The sequence below is a fragment of the Pseudomonas nitroreducens TX1 genome, from assembly GCF_000313755.1.
GTDB classification, from domain to species: Bacteria; Pseudomonadota; Gammaproteobacteria; order Pseudomonadales; family Pseudomonadaceae; genus Pseudomonas; species Pseudomonas nitroreducens_A.
This window is the reverse complement of the sequence record NZ_AMZB01000097.1, coordinates 93,132-111,179: the sequence shown is the minus strand read 5'-3', so window position 1 is coordinate 111,179 and position 18,048 is coordinate 93,132. Positions and strand designations below refer to the sequence as shown.

14 protein-coding genes and 1 pseudogene are annotated in these 18,048 nt (G+C 67.1%); 10 read left to right on the top strand and 5 right to left on the bottom strand.

All coding sequences use genetic code 11. The features are described from left to right. Positions 1-95: 95 nt before the first annotated feature. On the bottom strand, positions 96-977 hold the full coding sequence (locus tag C167_RS0108960; RefSeq protein WP_017517935.1) for a helix-turn-helix domain-containing protein: 882 nt from the start codon (positions 975-977) through the stop codon (positions 96-98). 89 nt (positions 978-1,066) lie between these two features. After that, on the bottom strand, positions 1,067-2,113 hold the full coding sequence (locus C167_RS0108955) for an RNA methyltransferase (protein WP_017517934.1): 1,047 nt from the start codon (positions 2,111-2,113) through the stop codon (positions 1,067-1,069). Between the two features lie 111 nt (positions 2,114-2,224). Here C167_RS0108955 and ampC point away from each other — a divergent pair, with 111 nt between their 5' ends. Together ampC and C167_RS0108945 are read left to right on the top strand one after the other, a co-directional pair. Then, positions 2,225-3,367 carry a class C beta-lactamase gene (ampC, locus tag C167_RS0108950; RefSeq protein WP_017517933.1) on the top strand — a complete coding sequence of 381 codons (1,143 nt, stop codon included), beginning with the start codon at positions 2,225-2,227 and terminating at the stop codon, positions 3,365-3,367. Positions 3,368-3,506: 139 nt separating this feature from the next. Beyond that, positions 3,507-4,592 (top strand): MBL fold metallo-hydrolase, encoded by a 1,086-nt coding sequence (locus C167_RS0108945; protein WP_017517932.1) that lies wholly within the window; start codon positions 3,507-3,509, stop codon positions 4,590-4,592. A gap of 50 nt (positions 4,593-4,642) precedes the next feature. Here C167_RS0108945 and C167_RS34095 read toward each other — a convergent pair. Both C167_RS34095 and C167_RS0108935 read right to left on the bottom strand, forming a co-directional pair. Then, a pseudogene (locus C167_RS34095) lies at positions 4,643-4,768 on the bottom strand (MgtC/SapB family protein); the annotation flags it as partial. 297 nt (positions 4,769-5,065) lie between these two features. Continuing rightward, the gene (locus tag C167_RS0108935; protein WP_017517930.1) at positions 5,066-6,019 is read right to left on the bottom strand and encodes a GlxA family transcriptional regulator; all 954 of its coding nucleotides are present in this window, start codon (positions 6,017-6,019) and stop codon (positions 5,066-5,068) included. Positions 6,020-6,129: 110 nt separating this feature from the next. Here C167_RS0108935 and C167_RS0108930 point away from each other — a divergent pair, with 110 nt between their 5' ends. Together C167_RS0108930 and C167_RS0108925 are read left to right on the top strand one after the other, a co-directional pair. Next, on the top strand, positions 6,130-6,945 hold the full coding sequence (locus C167_RS0108930) for an alpha/beta fold hydrolase (protein ID WP_017517929.1): 816 nt from the start codon (positions 6,130-6,132) through the stop codon (positions 6,943-6,945). Between the two features lie 175 nt (positions 6,946-7,120). Beyond that, complete coding sequence (locus tag C167_RS0108925) at positions 7,121-7,744, top strand: cell wall hydrolase (protein ID WP_017517928.1); 624 nt, start codon at positions 7,121-7,123, stop codon at positions 7,742-7,744. Here C167_RS0108925 and C167_RS0108920 read toward each other — a convergent pair. Continuing rightward, positions 7,741-8,262 (bottom strand): RrF2 family transcriptional regulator, encoded by a 522-nt coding sequence (locus C167_RS0108920; RefSeq protein WP_017517927.1) that lies wholly within the window; start codon positions 8,260-8,262, stop codon positions 7,741-7,743. The two genes, C167_RS0108925 and C167_RS0108920, sit on opposite strands and share 4 nt — an antisense overlap. 324 nt (positions 8,263-8,586) lie before the next feature. Here C167_RS0108920 and C167_RS0108915 point away from each other — a divergent pair, with 324 nt between their 5' ends. The 6 genes from C167_RS0108915 (at position 8,587) to C167_RS32365 (ending at position 18,029) form a co-directional block, all read left to right on the top strand. Continuing rightward, the gene (locus C167_RS0108915) at positions 8,587-9,789 is read left to right on the top strand and encodes an NAD(P)/FAD-dependent oxidoreductase (RefSeq protein ID WP_017517926.1); all 1,203 of its coding nucleotides are present in this window, start codon (positions 8,587-8,589) and stop codon (positions 9,787-9,789) included. Between the two features lie 322 nt (positions 9,790-10,111). Next, entirely contained in the window at positions 10,112-11,128 is a 1,017-nt protein-coding gene (locus C167_RS0108910; RefSeq protein WP_017517925.1) for a DNA topoisomerase IB, read from the top strand. A 174-nt stretch (positions 11,129-11,302) separates the two neighbouring features. Continuing rightward, positions 11,303-13,555 (top strand): ATP-binding protein, encoded by a 2,253-nt coding sequence (locus C167_RS0108905; protein WP_017517924.1) that lies wholly within the window; start codon positions 11,303-11,305, stop codon positions 13,553-13,555. 17 nt (positions 13,556-13,572) lie between these two features. After that, entirely contained in the window at positions 13,573-14,034 is a 462-nt protein-coding gene (locus tag C167_RS0108900) for a response regulator (protein WP_017517923.1), read from the top strand. A 10-nt stretch (positions 14,035-14,044) separates the two neighbouring features. Next, complete coding sequence (locus C167_RS0108895) at positions 14,045-16,429, top strand: hybrid sensor histidine kinase/response regulator (RefSeq protein WP_017517922.1); 2,385 nt, start codon at positions 14,045-14,047, stop codon at positions 16,427-16,429. 106 nt (positions 16,430-16,535) lie between these two features. Beyond that, on the top strand, positions 16,536-18,029 hold the full coding sequence (locus C167_RS32365) for an MFS transporter (protein WP_017517921.1): 1,494 nt from the start codon (positions 16,536-16,538) through the stop codon (positions 18,027-18,029). Positions 18,030-18,048: the final 19 nt, after the last annotated feature.

Sequence of the window (18,048 nt, the reverse complement as noted above, 5' to 3'; positions counted from 1 at the left end):
GGGGCTTTCGGGCTCGTAGGAGCGGACCTTGTCCGCGATGTTTCAGCCGACACGCCGGCATCGAGCGGGTTAGAGGCGAAACGCAAAGCCTGGCGTCAGCCTCGCCCACCCTGCTTCGCCGTGGTCTTCGGATACTCGCCGAACAGCGCGAAATACGACTGGGAAAACCGCCCCAGGTGCCAGAACGACCATTTCATCGCTACCTCGGCCACGCTCATGCCGGACTCGGCGGCGGCCAGCAGGTCGCGCCGCGCCGCATTCAGGCGGCGGTTGCGCAGCCAGACGATGGGCGGAATGCCGGCGTAATGCAGGAACGACTGCTGCAGCGTGCGCGGCGAGACGCCCACCTTGGCGGCCAGCTCGGCCATGCCGAACTGCTCGTCGGGGCAGTCGTTGACCACTTCCTTGACCCGCTGCACCACGCGCTTGGCCTGGACGATGGAGCGCGCGCGGCGCTCCTCTTCCAGCGGCGCCTCGCAGAGCAGCGAGAAACAATGGGAGACGATGCTCTGCGCCACACCCGGCGCCTCCGTCGGATCGCCGCCCCTGGTCGCGCCGGTGAGCAGGTTGCTCAGCGAGGTCGCCACCGACTGGCAGTGCCCCGAGCGCAGCGGCGTCAGCACCAGGCCGGCAAAGGTATCGGCAGGCGGGCCCCAGTTCGCCGCGTCCTTGATCACCACCGCCACCTCGCGGTAGTTCTCCGGCGTGACCCAGGCGTTGCGGGTGTCCCCGTCGAGCAGATAGAGGGCGTTGTCGGACATGTCGAAACTGAACACCAGCGCACCGGGCGGGGCGTGGAACTCCTGCTCCACGCGCAGGTTCATCTGCTCCTCGTAGAGCTCGATGCCCTCGACCTCCGCATGCAGGATGCGCCCGGCGAACCGCCCGGCGGACATCTGCGTGTACTGCTGCTCCCAACCAGGAATGGCTATGCGCTGCTGGTCTACTTCCTGTGCTTCGACAACCCGGATCGCCATACCCAGCCCTGCTGGTTTTTTCAGATGGGGAAGGCTAACAACCGGTGCTCGCCCCGTGCAAGATCTCGAACAGCAAAGGCACGCGGGAATTACTCGCCCGGACGAGAAATCCGCCGACCGGACGTGGCGATCAACCCGGTCGCCCGCGCCCGCAGCTGCCCGCAGCCGCCCTCGACCTCCTGCCCGGCGCTGTTGCGCACCTTGGTCAGCACGCCACGGCTGTGCAGGTAGCGGACGATCTCGACGATGCGTTCGCCGTCCGGGCGTTGGTACTGGTCGCCCTCCAGCGCGTTGAAGGGAATCAGGTTGAGCACGCCGAACTTGCCCTTGAGCAGGCGCAGGATGCCGTCGAGCTCTTCCTGGCTGTCATTGATGCCCTTGAGTAACGTCCACTGGTACTGGATCGGGTAGTCCGTGGCGCGCGCATAGGCCTCGCCCTGCTCCACCAGTTCCTCCGGCGTCAGCCTCGGTGCGCGGGGCAGCAGGTGTTCGCGCAGCTCGGCATTGCTGGTGTGCAGCGAGAGCGCCAGGGCCGGCTTGATCCGCTGCAGCGGCAGGCGCTCGAAGACGCGCGGATCGCCTACGGTGGAGAACACCAGGTTCTTGTGGCCGATGCCGCCGTCGGTGCCGAGGCGGTCGATGGCCTCGAGCACGTTGTCGAGGTTGTGCGCCGGCTCGCCCATGCCCATGAACACCACCTTCTTCACCGGCCGCACGCGCCGCGCCAGCACCAGCTGGGCAACGATCTCGGTGGTGGAAAGCTGACGCAGCAGGCCGCTCTTGCCGGTCATGCAGAAGCGGCAGCCGACTGCGCAACCGACCTGGGTCGATACGCACACGCCGCCGCGTGGCAAGAGCACACTCTCCACCATCTGCCCGTCGGCCAGGCGCACCAGCAGGCGTTCGGAATGGTCGCCCGCAGGATGACGGGAATGGAGAGTCGCCAGCGCATCCAGCTCGGCGGCGATCTGCGCTACCGCGTTGCGCACGCTCAGCGGCAGAAAGTCCTCGGTGGCCTGCCGTTTGGTACCGGCATCCAGCGACCGGCCCTGCAGCCAGGCGCGCAGCATCCGTCCGCGGTGCAGGGGCAGCGCGCCAAGGTCGGCGAGGCGTTGGTCGAGGTCGGAGATTCGCATGGGGCGCGAATCCTACCATCAGCGCAGGCCCAGGCGTAGCGCTGCCGGTCTGGCTGGAGACCTGAGCGCAGCGATGCTAGGGTCAGCCCATTGACTGCCCAGGAATTCGTCATGCACCGGACCGCACCGCTCGCATCCAGCCTCACCGCCCTTCTCTTCGCCGGCCTCGCCCAGGCCGCCCCGCCGGACTTCGACGCCAAGGTGAACAAGCTCGCCAAGCAGGTCATGCGCGAACAGAACATCGCCGGCCTCGCCATCGGCGTAACCGACCATGGCGAACAACGTTTCTACAACTTCGGCGTCGCCTCGAAGGAGAGCAAGCAGCCGGTGAGCAGCGACACGCTGTTCGAGATCGGCTCAGTGAGCAAGACCTTCACCGCCACCCTGGCCGGCTTCGCCCAGGCCGCCGGCAGGCTCAAGCTGCAAGACAGCCCGACGCGCTACCTGAAGGAACTGCACGGCAGCGCCCTGGACAAGGTGACACTGATCCAGCTCGCCACCCACGTCACCGGTGGCTTCCCGCTGCAACTGCCCGACCCGGTGAAGACGCCCCGGCAGCTCACCGACTACTACAGGACCTGGCAGCCGCAGTATCCCGCCGATACCCAGCGCACCTACGCCAACCCCAGCATCGGCCTGCTCGGAATCGCCACCGCGCGCGCCCTCGACGTGCCGTTCAAGACCGCGATGCAGCGCAACATCTTCGCGCCGCTGGGCCTGAGCAACACCCACATCGACGTGCCGGTGACCCGCCAGGGCATCTACGCCCAGGGCTACGACAAGGACGATACCCCCGTACGGGTCAACCCCGACCAGATCGCCGACGAGGCCTACGGCGTGAAGTCCAGCAGCCGCGACCTGTTGCGCTTCGTGCAGATCCAGCTGGGCGAGGTGAAGCTTGGCGACAAGCTGCGCTCGGCTGTGGACGCTACGCGCACCGGCTACTACCAGGTCGGGCCGATGACCCAGGACCTGGTCTGGGAGCAATACGCCTACCCGCCCAAGCTCGCCGAACTGCAGCAGTACAATGGCAGCAACATGGTGCTGCAGAGTCAGCCGGTAACGGCGCTGCGCAAACCGTCGCCACCGCAGCAGGCGGTCTGGGTGAACAAGACCGGTGCCACTGGCGGCTTCGGCGCCTACGTGGCGTTCGTCCCGTCGAAGCAGCGCGGCATCGTCATCCTTGCCAACCGCAACTATCCCAACGAGGTGAGGGTGAAGCTGGCCTGGGACATCCTGTCGAGGCTGGACTGAGCCGGTTTCTCGTCGACCAGGCCTCGGCAGGGCCCTATCGATTTCGGTGATGTTCTGAATCAAGATTCCGGTAATGATCCCTGGCGGCGGAACCTGTAGCGTGCCTGACTGACGCATTCCGCCACTGAGGATCAGTCTCTTGCCCCGCCTCCGACTGCAACGCGCGCCCATCGACGACTACAGCCATTCGCCGCATTACATCGCCGGGAGGTTCCGCAATCTCAAGGCGCGCCCGGCCGATATGCCCGAACCGAGCGCGAAGGTGCTCTGGGATGTGCTGTTCAACAAGCCTGAGAGCACCGTGCCGCGCGCCCCGGTGCCCGTGCGGGCGCTGAACCGCAACGAGCTGGAGCATGTGCCCGACCGCAGCCTGTACCGCCTCGGGCACTCCACCCTGCTGCTCAAGCTGCGCGGCGGCTGGTGGCTGACTGACCCTGTGTTTTCCGAACGCGCCTCGCCGTTCAGCTTCGCCGGGCCCAAGCGCTTCCACGCACCGCCCATTGCCGTGCGGGACCTGCCGCCGATCCGCGGGGTGATCCTCTCCCACGACCACTACGACCACCTCGACCGCACCACCATCGCCGTGCTGGCCGAGCGCGCGGAAGTCTTCCTCACTCCGCTGGGCGTGGGCGACCGCCTGCTGGATTGGGGCGTACCGGCGGAGAAGATCCGCCAGCTGGACTGGTGGCAGAGCACTACGGTGGACGGCCTGTGCCTCACCGCAACCCCGGCGCAGCATTTCTCCGGCCGCGGTTTGCGCGATGGCAACCGCACCCTGTGGTGTTCCTGGGTGATCGAGGATGACAGCCTGCGCATCTTCTTCAGTGGCGACACCGGCTACTTCGACGGCTTCGCCGAGATCGGCCGGCGCTTCGGCCACTTCGACCTGACACTGCTGGAAACCGGCGCCTACAACGAACACTGGCCCTACGTGCACATGCACCCGCAACAGACCGTCCAGGCGCACCAGGACCTGAACGGCCGCTGGCTGCTGCCGATCCACAACGGCACCTTCGACCTGGCCATGCATGCCTGGTACGAACCTTTCGAGCGCGTGCTGGCGATCGCCGGCGAGCGTGGGCTCACCGTCACCACGCCGATGATGGGCGAGCGCATCGACATCGAGGCGCCCCATCAGGGTGAACGCTGGTGGCGCGGCGTGGTGGCCGAGGAAGCGCGCGCGCCAGCGCCGCGTTGTGGTTGCCGCACTGCCCGCGAGGGTTGAGTACACGCCCTTGTAGGATGGGTTTCCGGGAAATTACCGCGTTGGCAGACTCAATCGCTGGCCAGCTCGAACAGCTGCCAGCGCACCGAACTGACGCCCTTCTCCAGGCTGATGCGGCAGACCATGCGTTCCAGCTGGCCGGCGGCGCCGTGGCCGCCGAGCAGCTCGGCGCGCATTCGGGGGATGGATTGCGAGAGTGCGAAGGGCCAGGCTGGCCCCGCAGGGGAATGGTGAGACGTCATCCCTTGGCGGGATGCGTATCGCCACTGTCCGCAACGCAGCGAGACAGCGGCAGGGTTCTGCCGGACGGCTCGCTGTTCAGGCCTGTCGCAATCGACCAGGGCAAGTGTCCAAGGCAGGACTCCTCTGTGATTCAAAAAAAGCGACCGGACCCGGTGTGAGCACTGTCCGGGACAGCTCCGGCCGCGAGTGGTCATCATCCCCGAGCTGCCTTAAGGTTTCCTTAGCGGCCCTCAGGAAGCGCCTTCGCGCCAGCGCGCCGGGGTGGTTCCGACGCGCGCCTTGAACAGGCGGACGAAGAAACTGACGTTCTCGTAACCGACCCCGGTGGCGATCTCGCGTACCGACAGCTGGGTCGCCAGCAGCAGCTTCTTCGCCTTGTCGATGCGTACCTGCTGCAGATAGAGATTCGGCGGCAGTTTCGTCGCCTCGCTGAAGCGGCGCTTGAAGGTCCGCTGGCTGACACCGGCCTGGCGCGCCATGCGCTCGATGGTCAGGGGCTCGGCATGGTGGCTCTCGATCCAGTCCTGTACCCGCAGTACCGTGTCGTCGCGATGGTTGCGATGGCCCGGCAGGATCGGCCCCAGGCGGTGCGGATCGGCAACCAGCAGGTGGGTGGCGCAGAGCTGGGCGAAGCGATCACCGCGGTCGCGCGCGAGAATGTCCAGCAAGGCGTCGAAGCAGCCGTTGAGCGAGCCGGTGCTGTAAAGCCCATTCTCCTGCAGGAAGGACTCCCGCGCCACGAAGCGGCACGCCGGGTAGCGCTTGCCCAACTGCCGGACGAAGGCCCAGTGCGTGGCCAGCAGTCCGCCGTCCAGGCGCCCACTGGCTGCCAGCCAGGCGGCCCCCGTGGTCAATGCCAGTACCCGCGCGCCGGCGTCGATGTGCTGGCCCAACCACTCCAGCACTCGCGCATCCGCTTCGAAGCCGGCCAGGCGCGGCCCTTCGATGGCCGGCAGGACGATCAGAGAAGCCGCCCTGACGTCCTCCAGCGCAGCAGCCGGTGTAATGACGTGGCCGCCTGCTGCAGACACCGGCGCGCCATCGACCGATACCACCCGCACCGCGAAGGACGGCTGCATTCCCAGGTGCTTCTCCAGCAAAGCCGCAATGCGGAAGAAATCCGCGGCCGAGAACAGCCCCATCGCCCAACAGCCGTCGTAGGCCAGTATCGCTACCTGTTCCAAACTTCCTCCTGGCCCGATCGGACTATGCATGAGCCCATCCGAACATCGCCTCGCTCACCTGCCGGGAATACTATGACCGAACCCACAGCGAGTCAGTACAGGAGCGTGTCATGTCGTTGCCCGTCACCACCCGGGAACACTGGATCAGCAGCGAAAAGGGCCAGTTGTTCGCCCAGGACTGGACGCCCGCCGCAACCACCGGCGAGCCAATCCTGCTGCTGCATGACTCGCTGGGCTGCGTGACCTTGTGGCGCGACTTCCCGCAGCAGCTCGCGCGCACCACGCGGCGCCAGGTCATCGCCTACGACCGTCTCGGTTTCGGCCGTTCCGATCGCTATCCCGGCGCCCTGCCCCTGGACTTCATCGACGACGAGGCGCGCAGCTTCTTCCCTCTGCTGCAACAGCACTTCGGCTTCGAGCGCTGTGTGGTGTTCGGCCACAGCGTCGGCGGCGCCATGGCCGTGGCCTGCGTGGCGCAGCACCAGCAAACCTGCGTGGCGCTGGTCACCGAGTCGGCCCAGGCCTTCGTCGAACACCAGACCCGCGATGGCATCCGCGCCGCCGAAGTGGAGTTCGCTCGCGAAGGCCAACTGGAGCGTTTGCAGAAATACCACGGCGACAAAGCCTTCTGGGTGCTGCGTGCGTGGGTCGATACCTGGCTGTCCGACGATTTCAGCGACTGGAACCTGGACGCCGAGCTGGCACAGGTGAAGTGTCCGATCCTCAGTCTGCATGGCGAACAGGACGAGTACGGCTCGGCGGCGCACCCGGAGCGTTTCACCTCGGTCCCCGGCGTGCCGACCATGCTCCGGCTGCTGCCCGATTGCGGCCACGTGCCACACCGCGAGCAGCAGCCGGCGGTATTGCAGGCTGTTACCGAGTTCTTTCAGCTCCACCTGCTGCAGGTCACGGCATCCGGGGCTTAGAGGCGTTACCGCCTGGCTGGAAAGTTGAATCAAAACTCACCGCGTACAGTCACATCCAGCAGGCGCAGTCGCTTCGCTTTTCCCACTTCGGGAGCGGCCTCAAGGGCGCCGTCGCAAAGGCCTGACGCAGGCTGTCGACGGCCGGACAGGCTTCGCTGCGCAGGTAGGTTCGACCATGCACCGCCAATTGCTTCTGTTGCTGCTGTTCGCCTGCTGGACGACCTCTTTCCCCGCCGCCTCAATCGGCACCTCAACCGACGAGAAAGCCCAGGCCGCGGTGAACAAGGCCGAAGTGCTGGAGCAGCAGGTCGCCCACCCGGCCAACGCCGTGGCCAGCCCGGCGCCCATCACAAAATCCGAGGTCAAGGCAGTGGACCCGGCCGGCCAGGCGCCGCTGGACGACGCTCTCACGTGCCTGTCGCGGACCATCTACTGGGAAGCGAAGGGCGGCGGCCAGGCGGACATGGAGGCAGTGGCCAACGTGGTGCTCAACCGCATGGGCCACGGTGGCTTCCCCGACACGGTGTGCGGCGTGGTCATGCAGGGCCAGGCGCAGAGGCACTGTCAGTTCTCCTGGTGGTGCGATGGGCGCCCCGATCAGGTGGAAGAAAAGAACCGCTACGACATCGCCAAGGAAATCGCCCGCCGGGCGCTGAACCAGCAACTGAACGACCGCACGCGCGGCGCCATGTACTTCCATGACCGCCACGCCTCGCCGTCCTGGGCGAAAAAGTACATCCGCACGACGGAAACCGACGAGTTCGTCTTCTACAAGCCGCGCGGCGGCGATGCGCGCTAGCTGAGGGAGCCGGGACCGTCACGCTGGGCGTCCATCCAGCGCACCAGCGCTTCGCCGAACTCCGGCGGCGCCTTGCGCCCGACGCGGCGTGCAAGATCGAGCACGGTGTGCTGGGCCAGGGCTTCTTCCATGCGTTTCTGCGCGGTGAGCATCACCGCATGGATCGAGCAGGTGCCGCAGGTTGCCCACTCCGGCGGCGAGCCTTCGAACACCGCGCAGCGCCCACGGATGTCGCGGCACTCGAAAATCACCCTGTCGCCGTCGATGGCCTTGACGATATCCAGCACGGTGATCTCGTCCGCCGGCCGCGCCAGGCGGAAACCGCCGCGTACGCCTTCGGTGGCTGCCACCAGCCCGGCCTTGGCCAGCTTGGTGAAGACCTTGGCGAGCAGTTCCTGGGGCACGCCCTGCAACTCTGCCAGCGCACGCACGCTGGAGTCGCGACCGTCGCCCTTCTCGTCGGTCAGAAAGAGCAGGCAGTGAATGCCGTACTCCACCCCCGCACTGTACAAAGCCATTACAAACTCCGACTAATTCAGTCGCACTATTTTCAAGCCACACCGGGCACCCGGCAAGCACTTAAGCACGCATCCTGACGAGCTGTCACCCACGCCACGGGCATCTCGGCACTTCCCGGCGTTTCGCCAATGAGCAGAAGCAGCGCCTTCTCACGGAACACAGTCGTGACCAGCGGTCGGAGTTTGATGCAGAAACCGCTTGCCTCGGATAACTACGACCAATATAGTCGCAGTTATCCGAGGCAAGCCGGGAAGCGAAGCGCTCCGATGTCGGGCACTCGGGAAACCCACTCCCTGGATTCATCCTTTTCGTCGGAGACCACCATGAAACAACGCATCCTGATCGTCGGCACCGGTTTCGCGGGCATGTGGAGCGCCCTGAGCGCCACGCGACTGCTCGATCTGCACCAGCGCGGCGACGTCGAAGTCGCGGTGCTCGCTCCCCAGGCCGAACTGCGCATCCGCCCGCGCTTCTACGAGCCTAACGTGCACCAGATGGCCGCGCCGCTGGGCGAGCTGTTCGCCGCCGTGGGCGTCACCTTCATCCAGGGCAGCGCCGAGAAGATCGACGTCGATGGCCGTCAACTGGACTACCGCAACGCCAGCGGCGACATTGCCACCCTGGGTTTCGACCGCCTGATCCTCGCCAGCGGCAGCAAGGTCGCCCGCCCCGCCCTGCCGGGCATCGAGCACGCCTTCGACGTGGACGACATCGACCAGGCCGTGCGCCTTGAGACGCACATTCGCTCGCTGCACCAGCTACCGGAATCCGCAGCGCGCAATACCGTGGTCGTTGCCGGCGGCGGCTTCACCGGTATCGAGACCGCCACCGAAATGCCGGCTCGCCTGCGGGAAGTGCTGGGCGCGGACGCCAAGGTGCGGGTCATCGTGGTCGATCGCGGTGCCGAGATTGGCAGCGCACTGGGCGTCACTTCGCAATCCGTGGTGGCCGAAGCCTCTGCCGAGCTGGGCGTTGAATGGCGCCTGAAATCTTCGGTGGAATCCATCGACGAGAACGGTGTGACACTCGCCAGCGGCGAGCGCATCGACGCGAAGACCGTGGTCTGGACCGCGGGCGTGCGCGCCAGCTCACTGACCGAGCAGGTTCCCGCCGCGCGCGATCGCCAGGGTCGCCTGCACGTGGACCGCAACCTCCAGGTGATCGGCCAGGACGCGGTGTTCGCCACAGGCGACGTCGCGTACGCCGCGGTGGATGATGCCGGCAACTACGCGCTGATGACCTGCCAGCATGCCATCTCGCTGGGCCGCTCGGCCGGCAATAACGCCGCCGCCGACCTGCTGGGCGTGGCGCCCATTCCCTACAGCCAGCCCAAGTACGTGACCTGCCTGGACCTCGGCGCCTGGGGCGCGCTGTTCACCGAAGGCTGGGACCGCCAGGTGCGCTTCCAGCGCGAGGAAGGCAAGAAGATCAAGACCGAGATCAACACTGTATGGATCTACCCGCCGGCTGCCGACCGCACCATCGCCCTGGCGGCTGCCGACCCGATGATCCCGGTCGTGGCCTGATCGCCCGGACCTGCAGGAGCCGACCGTGTCCGCGAATCCTCCGAGCGGGGTCTGAAACCCGCCCGGGGAACCGTGGCGATGCTTCCGAGGCGCCGGCCCTGTCGGCGAGTCGCAAGCATGGCTCGCTCCTGCAGGTGACGTCTGGCGCGAACCTCTGGGGCGCATAGAGCGCCAGCGTTATCCGCCGCGGAGCAATCGGAGGCCACGCCGCCGCACCGATCGCAGCCGAGGACGCGCGCACCTGGCGGCAGGCGACAAAAAAGACGGCACTCGAAAGGCCCTTCGGTGATCCATTTCAGCAAGAGCCGCCGAGGAGCCCTGCATGAGCACACCGCCCGAGCTGCTGGACCTGCCCCCCGACCTGCACTACGTCGATGACAGCCTGCCGGGCATCAGTCGGCGCCTTCTGCGCGGACGCTTCGCCTATTTCGATCCGGGCGGCGAGCGCATCCGCGTCGAGTCGGAGATCGAGCGCATCAATCGCCTGGCGATCCCACCGGCCTACGTCGACGTGTGGATCTGCCTCGACCCGCTGGGCCACCTGCAGGCCACCGGGCGCGACGTGCGCGGGCGCAAGCAGTACCGCTACCACCCACGCTGGACCGAAGTGCGCGACAGCGCGAAGTACGAACGCCTGCTGCGCTTTGGCGCCGCCCTGCCGACGCTGCGTGCGCAGATCCAGCAGCATCTGGCGCTGCCGGGCCTTGGCGCGGAAAAGGTCATGGCCACCGTGGTCGAGCTGCTTGACCGCACCCTGATCCGCATCGGCAACCAGCGCTACCGCAAGCAGAACCGCTCCTTCGGCCTCACCACCCTGGACACCCGCCACGTCGAGGTGCAGGGCTCGCATATCCGCTTCGCCTTCCGCGGCAAGAGCGGCGTGAAGCACAGCGTGGACGTCGAGCACCCGCGCCTGGCGCGCATCCTCCGGCGCTGCCTGGAGCTCCCCGGCCAGCAGCTGTTCCAGTACCTGGACGAGGAACGCCAGCGGCGCATGATCGACTCGCGCGACATCAACGCCTACCTGCGCGAGCACGCCGGCGAAGGCTTCACCGCCAAGGACTACCGCACCTGGGCTGGCAGCACCCTGGCGCTGGAGTACTGCCGCGAGGCGCCCTGGCAGGACGAGAAGAGCGCCAGCCGCCAGCTCAAGGAGATCATCGGGCAGGTCGCCAGCGAGCTGGGCAACACCCCGGCGATCTGCCGCAAATGCTATGTGCATCCGCGGGTGATCGAAGCGTTCCTCGCCGGCGAGCTGGTCAACCTGCGCAAGGCCCGCAAGCGCAAGCACCTGAGCGCCGAGGAAGCCACCCTGCTGGCATTCCTGGCCGCACCTTGACGGGAACCGGGCGCGAAAAAGGCGGTCCAGAGCGTAACGGAACGAAAAATGGCCCACGGCCACTAGTGCCAAAAACGCTCAAGACAGCCACACTGACGTACTTTCATACGATGTCGTCAGAAATTTCTCTCTGCCCGCCCGGCTCGCGAGCCGGGCCCAACCGGAGTGCCCGACTTGCCCGCCGCCGACACCGCCCTCGACCAAGCCATCGAGCGTTGTGCCCAGGAACCGATCCAGCTGCCGGGGAGCATCCAGCCTCAGGGCTTTCTGCTGGTGCTGGACGAAGCCGACCTGCGCATCCTCCAGGCCAGCGAGAACGCCCAGCGCTGGCTCGGCCTCGCCGCTCGCGAATTGCTCGGGCGCGACTTCGCCGCCCTGATCGCCGAGGATTTCGACCTGCGCGCGCACCTGGAGCGGCTGCCCGAAGGGGAAATCTTTCCCTTCCACATCGGCGATGTGCGACTGCGCCTGGGACCATCGGCCGGTGAGCGCACCACGGTGCTGGTGCATCGCTACGATCAGGTCCTGATCGTCGAGTTCGAGCCGCGCAGGCCGCGTCCGGAGGGTGTTCCCAATGTCGATTTCTACCCGTTGGTGCGCGCCTTCGTCAGCGGCCTGCATACGGCCGACAGCATCGAAGAGCTGCTGCAGCGTTCGGTCGGGGAGATCAAGCGCATCACCGGTTTCGGCCGGGTCAAGGCCTATCGGTTCGACGCCGAGGGCAATGGTCTGGTCATCGCCGAGGCGGCCGATACTGGCTACCCGCAGTACCTGGGCCTGTGCTTCCCCGCCTCGGATATCCCGCGCCAGGCCCGCGAGCTGTACCGGATCAATCGCATCCGGGTGATCGAGGATGCCAACTACCAGCCCTCGCCGCTGGTCCCGGCGGACAATCCGTACACCGGCCGACCGCTGGACTTGAGTTTCGCCGCCCTGCGCAGCGTGTCGCCGGTGCACCTGCAATACATGCGCAACATGGGCACGCTGGCGTCCATGTCGCTATCGATCGTGGTCGACGGCCGTCTCTGGGGCCTGATCTCCTGCCATCACAGCGAACCCCGCGCCGTCGGCTTCCAGACGCGTACCGCGTGCGAGCTGCTGGGCAGCGTGCTGTCGCTGCAGATCGAATCCCGCGAGTCCCACGCCAGCACCCGCCAGTTACTCGACCTGCGCCAGCGCATCGTGCGCATGCTCGCGGCCATGGCCGACCACGACAGCATCAGCGAGGGCCTGCTGGAACTGCCCGAAGTGATGCTCGGTTTCGCCGGCGCCACAGGCGCGGCGATCATTTCCGCCGAGCATTGCGAACTGATCGGCGACACCCCGCCTGCCGCGCAGGTCAACGCCCTGGTGCACTGGCTGTCCAGTCGCGGCGACGGGACGGTGTTCCACACCGACAACATCCAGCGCGACATCGAGGAGCTGCCCGAACTCACCGAGCACGCCGCCGGCGTACTCGCCGTCGCCATCTCGCAGATCCACTCGCATTACCTGCTGTGGTTCCGCCCCGAGCAGGCGCGCACGGTGAACTGGGCCGGCCGTCCGAAAAAGGACCTCGACCCGCAGGGCAGGCTCAGCCCGCGTCACAGCTTCGAGCGCTGGCAGGAGGAAGTGCGCGGTTTCTCCGCGCCCTGGGAGCCGCTGATCGTCGACGCCGTGCTGGAACTGCGCACCGCCGTGCTCGGTATCGTGTTGCGCAAGGCCGAGGAACTGGCGCAACTGGCGGGCGAACTGCGCCGTTCGAACAAGGAACTGGAAGCCTTCTCCTACAGCGTCTCCCACGACCTGCGCGCGCCACTGCGGCACATCGCCGGCTACGCCGAGCTGCTGGGCGAGATCGAGGGTGCGGCGCTGACCGAACGCGGCCGCCGCTTCCTTCAGCATATCGAGGATGCCGCGGGCTTTGCCGGCACCCTGGTGGACAACCTGCTCGCCTTCTCGCAGATGGGCCGCTCCGCGCTGCGCCTGTCGGAGGTGGACCTCAACGCGCTGGTGGAAACCATCCGCGTCGAAATGCAGCCCGACTATGCCGGCCGCAACATCGTCTGGGAGGTGCAGGCGCTGCCCAAGCTGATCGGCGACCCGGCCTTCATCAATCTTGCGCTGCGCAACCTCATCGCCAATGCCATCAAGTACACTCGCGACCGCGACCCGGCGCGGATCGAGATCGGCGCTCGCCAGACGCCCGAGGAAACCCAGGTCTTCATCCGCGACAACGGCGTGGGCTTCGACATGACCTACGCCAACAAGCTGTTCGGCGTCTTCCAGCGCCTGCACCGGATGGAGGAATTCGAGGGCACCGGCATCGGCCTTGCCAGCGTCCGGCGCATCGTCGAGCGCCATGACGGGCGGGTCTGGGCCGAGGGCGAGGTCGACCGCGGCGCCACCTTCCACTTCGCCTTGCCCCGTCACCCCCAGCTCAACTAACGGAAGCCACACGCACCATGCTCAAACCCATCCTGTTGGTGGAAGACAATCCCAGGGACCTGGAACTGACCCTGGTGGCCCTGGAGCGCAGCCAGCTGGCCAACGAAGTCATCGTCATGCGCGACGGCGCCGACGCCCTGGATTACCTGCTGCGCCGCGGCGCCCATGCCCACCGCGACGACGGCAACCCGGCGGTGCTGCTGCTGGACCTGAAGCTGCCCAAGGTCGACGGCCTGGAAGTGCTCAAGGTGGTACGCGACACCCCGGACCTGCGCAGTATCCCGACCGTCATGCTGACGTCCTCGCGGGAGGAGCCGGACCTGCAACGCGCCTACGAGCTGGGCGTCAACGCCTACGTGGTCAAGCCCGTGGAGTTCAAGGAGTTCGTCACCGCGATTTCCGATCTGGGCATCTTCTGGGCGGTTCTCAATGAACCTCCGCCCGGCTCGCTGCGTCTGAACCGTAGACGTAACCCGTGATGGAGCGCTGATGCCCGAGGTAGCGCTGAAACTGCTGATCGTCGAAGACAGCGCGATGGATGCCGAGCTGACCCTGTTGCGCCTGGAGCGCAGCGGGATGAAGGTCGACGCACGGCAGGTGTTCGACCACATCGGAGTCGAACACGCCCTGCATGAGGACCGCTTCGACCTGATCCTCTGTGACTGCGTGCTGCCCGGCTCCTCCGGCACCCACGTGCTGGCGATCACCCAGCGCCTGGCGCCGGACGTCCCGTTCATCTTCCTGTCGGGCATTTACGGTGAAGAGCACGCGGTGGAAATGATCCGCCTCGGCGCCACCGACTATGTGCTGAAGAAGAACCTGTCGCTGCTGCCCAAGGCCGTGCGCCGGGCGCTCACCGAAGTGCAGGAACGCCAGCGTCGTCGGCGTGCCGAAGAGGCCCTGGCCGACGTCGAGGCGCGCGCGCGGATCGCCATCGACGCCGCTGGCATGGGCACCTGGGACCTGCGCCCGGAGGACGGCCTGCTGCTCTGGGATGATCGCTGCAAGACGCTGTTCGGCCTGCAGCCGGACACCGAGATGAGCATGGACGTGTTCCTTGCCGGGATCCATCCCGAGGATCGACAGCGGGTTCGCGACGCCGTGCAGCGCGCCATGGACCCGCAAGGCGATGGCCGTTACCGCGTGGAGTTTCGCATCGAACAGCCCGACGGCCTGGAGCCGCGCTGGCTGCTCAGCAACGGCCAGGCGCAGTTCGTCGATGGCCGCTGCGTGCGCTTCTCCGGCGTGCTGCAGGACATCCACCAGCAGCGCAAGGCCACCCAGGCGCTGGAGCAGCTCAACGAGATGCTCGGCGAACGGGTCGAACGCCGCACCCGTGAACGCGACCGCTCCTGGGACCTGTCCCAGGACCTGCTGGCCGTGCTCAACAGCGATCTCACGCCGGTAGCGCTGAACCCGGCCTGGGAAAACATCCTCGGTTTCAAGCGCCAGATGCTCTCGCGCATGTCGCTGCTGCAGTTGCTGCCCGAGCAGGACCAGGAGTCCTTCCTCACCGAGCTGGCTGCCCTCGCCCACGGCGGCACCAGCGCACGCTTCGACGGCCGCATCCGCCACGCCAGCGGGCGTCAGCGCTGGCTGTCGTGGGTGGTGGTGCCCGAAGACACCCTGCTCTACGTGGTCGCCCGCGACATCACCAGCGAGCGGGAAGCCGCGCTGGACCTGGCCGAGGCCAATTCGCGGCTGCGCGAGCAGATCGCCGAGCGCGAACGCATCGAGGCCGCCCTGCAACAGATGCAGCGCCTGGAAGCGGTCGGCCAGCTGACCGCCGGCGTCGCCCACGACTTCAATAACCTGCTGACGGTGATCCTCAGCGGCGCGACCTTCCTCGAGCGGGACCTGGCAAAGGGCGACCTGGAGAAGGCCAACAAGCGCCTTCAGCACATCCGCGAAGCCGGTGAGCGCGGCGCCAAACTGACCTCGCAGATGCTCGCCTTCTCCCGCCGCCAGCGCCTGGAGCCGGTACCGCTGAACCTCAACGACACCCTCGCCGGGCTGGAGGAGCTGCTGCGCCGGTCACTGGGTGGCAACATCTCGGTGCGCCTGGAGCTTGACCAAGGCATCTGGCAGGCGCTGACCGATCCGACCCAGACCGAGATGATCATCCTCAACCTGGCGATCAACGCCCGCGACGCCATGCCCGGCGGCGGCCAGCTGATCCTCTCCACCCACAACACCCGCATCACCCACAAGCCCAGCCGCCCGGAGCATCCCGAGCCGGGGAACTACGTGGTGCTGTCGATCCGCGATACCGGCTGCGGCATGGACGAGGACGTGCTGGGCAAGGTCTTCGAACCCTTCTTCACCACCAAGGACATCGGCAAGGGCTCTGGCCTGGGCCTGGCCCAGGTGTTCGGCTTCGCCAAGCAGTCCGGCGGCGGCGTGCATATCGACAGCGAGCCGGGGCGGGGTACCCAGGTGAATGTCTACCTCCCGGCCGTGGAGCACTCGCCCTCCGCCGTGGACGGCCCGCAGGATCCGGTGGCGACGCCGGCCGACAGCGGGCATGACCGCAACATCCTGCTGGTGGACGACGACGACCTGGTCCGCGAGCTGCTCGGGGACGCCCTGCGCCTCTATGGCTACCGGGTGCGCCAGGCCAGCAGCGGGCAGCAGGCGCTGGGCATGCTCGATGGCGACGTCGACCTGTTGCTGACCGACTTCGCCATGCCCGAACTCAACGGCGCGCAAATGGCGAAGATCGCCCGCCAGCGCTTCCCCTACCTGCCGGTGGTGTTCCTCACCGGTTATGCCGAACTGCAGGGGCTGGAGCTGCCCGGCAGCGTGGTCATCCAGAAACCGGTGCACCATGAGGACCTGGCGCGCGCGCTCGGCGAGTTGCTGGGCACCGAGTAGGCGTATCGGTGTCATTGCTCGGCCCGGCTGAACTCCACCGCGCCTGGCCGGCTCTACCGTCGTGCCGACGTCCTGCCCGGACGTACGCCACGCAAGAGACGGCCCGATGACTCTGCTCGCACCTTCACGCCAGCGCCTGCCCGGCGATATCCAGCGCACCGACCTGCCGGCGCGCCTGGACCGCCTGCCCTGGGGGCGCTTCCACACGCTGCTGGTGATCGCGCTGGGCATCACCTGGCTGCTCGACGGCCTGGAAGTGACCTTGGCCGGAGCTGTCGCGGGTGCGCTGAGGCAGAGCCCCGCGCTGCACCTGTCCAGCGCCGATATCGGGCTGGCTGGCAGCGTCTACATCGGCGGTGCGGTCCTGGGCGCTCTGCTCTTCGGCTGGCTCACCGACCGTCTCGGCCGCCGGCGGCTGTTCTTCATCACCCTCACGGTCTACATCGGCGCCACGGCGGCGACGGCGCTGTCCTGGAACCTGGCCAGCTTCCTGCTGTTCCGTTTCCTCACCGGCGCAGGCATCGGCGGCGAGTACTCGGCGATCAACTCGACCATCCAGGAATTCACCCCGGCGCGCTTTCGCGGCTGGGTGGACCTGGCCATCAACGGCACCTTCTGGCTCGGCGCCGCGATGGGCGCGGTGGGCTCGCTGATCCTGCTCGACCCGGCGCTATTGGGTCCCGAACTGGGCTGGCGGCTGTGCTTCGCCATCGGCGCGGCGCTGGGCCTGGTGATCCTGGCGATGCGCCTGTGGCTGCCGGAGAGCCCACGCTGGCTGCTGATCCACGGCCAGCCGGAAGCCGCGCGGGAAATCGTCGAAGGCATCGAACAACGCCTGCGCCAGCAGGGGCATCGCATCGCACCGGTCGGGACGGACGCCGTGCTGCTCCTGCGCAGTCGCCACCACACACCTCTGCGCGAGGTCATCGCCACCCTGCTCGGTAGCCACCGCCGCCGCTCGCTGGTCGGGCTGACGCTGCTCACCGCGCAGGCGTTCTTCTACAACGCGATCTTCTTCACCTACGCGCTGGTGCTGACCGACTTCTACGGCATCGCCGCCGACCGCGCAGGCTGGTACCTGCTGCCTTTCGCCCTGGGCAACTTCTGCGGGCCGCTGCTGCTCGGGCACTGGTTCGACCGGTTCGGCCGACGCCTGATGATCAGCACCACCTACCTGATATCCGGGGCCCTGCTGCTGACCAGCGCCTGGCTGTTCGAACGCGCGCTGCTCGACGCGACCGGGCAGACCATCGCCTGGATGGTGATTTTCTTCTTCGCCTCGGCGGCGGCCAGCTCCGCCTACCTGACGGTGGCCGAAACCTTCCCGCTGGAAATCCGCGCCCTCGCCATCGCCCTCTTCTACGCCCTCGGCACCGGGCTGGGCGGCATCGCCGGGCCCTTGCTGTTCGGCCAGTTGATCGAGTCCGCCAGCCGCTGGAACCTGTTTCTCGGCTACCTGATCGGCGCCACGCTGATGCTGGTGGCGGGCGTGGTCCAGGCGATCTGGGGCGTCGCGGCGGAACGGCGTTCGCTGGAATCGGTGGCGGCGCCGCTTTCTCAGGTGAGGTCGTCGCAGGTGAACGCCGATCAGGATCCGTAGCAAGATTGTTCAAGCCAGG

What these genes read in the sequence shown, in the direction of transcription:
- C167_RS0108960 (WP_017517935.1), bottom strand. Translation starts at nt 977, where the DNA reads ATGGCGATCCGGGTTGTCGAAGCACAGGAAGTAGACCAGCAGCGCATA.
- C167_RS0108955 (WP_017517934.1), bottom strand. Translation starts at nt 2,113, where the DNA reads ATGCGAATCTCCGACCTCGACCAACGCCTCGCCGACCTTGGCGCGCTG.
- ampC (WP_017517933.1), top strand. Translation starts at nt 2,225, where the DNA reads ATGCACCGGACCGCACCGCTCGCATCCAGCCTCACCGCCCTTCTCTTC.
- C167_RS0108930 (WP_017517929.1), top strand. Translation starts at nt 6,130, where the DNA reads ATGTCGTTGCCCGTCACCACCCGGGAACACTGGATCAGCAGCGAAAAG.
- C167_RS0108925 (WP_017517928.1), top strand. Translation starts at nt 7,121, where the DNA reads ATGCACCGCCAATTGCTTCTGTTGCTGCTGTTCGCCTGCTGGACGACC.
- C167_RS0108920 (WP_017517927.1), bottom strand. Translation starts at nt 8,262, where the DNA reads ATGGCTTTGTACAGTGCGGGGGTGGAGTACGGCATTCACTGCCTGCTC.
- C167_RS0108915 (WP_017517926.1), top strand. Translation starts at nt 8,587, where the DNA reads ATGAAACAACGCATCCTGATCGTCGGCACCGGTTTCGCGGGCATGTGG.
- C167_RS0108910 (WP_017517925.1), top strand. Translation starts at nt 10,112, where the DNA reads ATGAGCACACCGCCCGAGCTGCTGGACCTGCCCCCCGACCTGCACTAC.
- C167_RS0108900 (WP_017517923.1), top strand. Translation starts at nt 13,573, where the DNA reads ATGCTCAAACCCATCCTGTTGGTGGAAGACAATCCCAGGGACCTGGAA.
- C167_RS0108895 (WP_017517922.1), top strand. Translation starts at nt 14,045, where the DNA reads ATGCCCGAGGTAGCGCTGAAACTGCTGATCGTCGAAGACAGCGCGATG.
- C167_RS32365 (WP_017517921.1), top strand. Translation starts at nt 16,536, where the DNA reads ATGACTCTGCTCGCACCTTCACGCCAGCGCCTGCCCGGCGATATCCAG.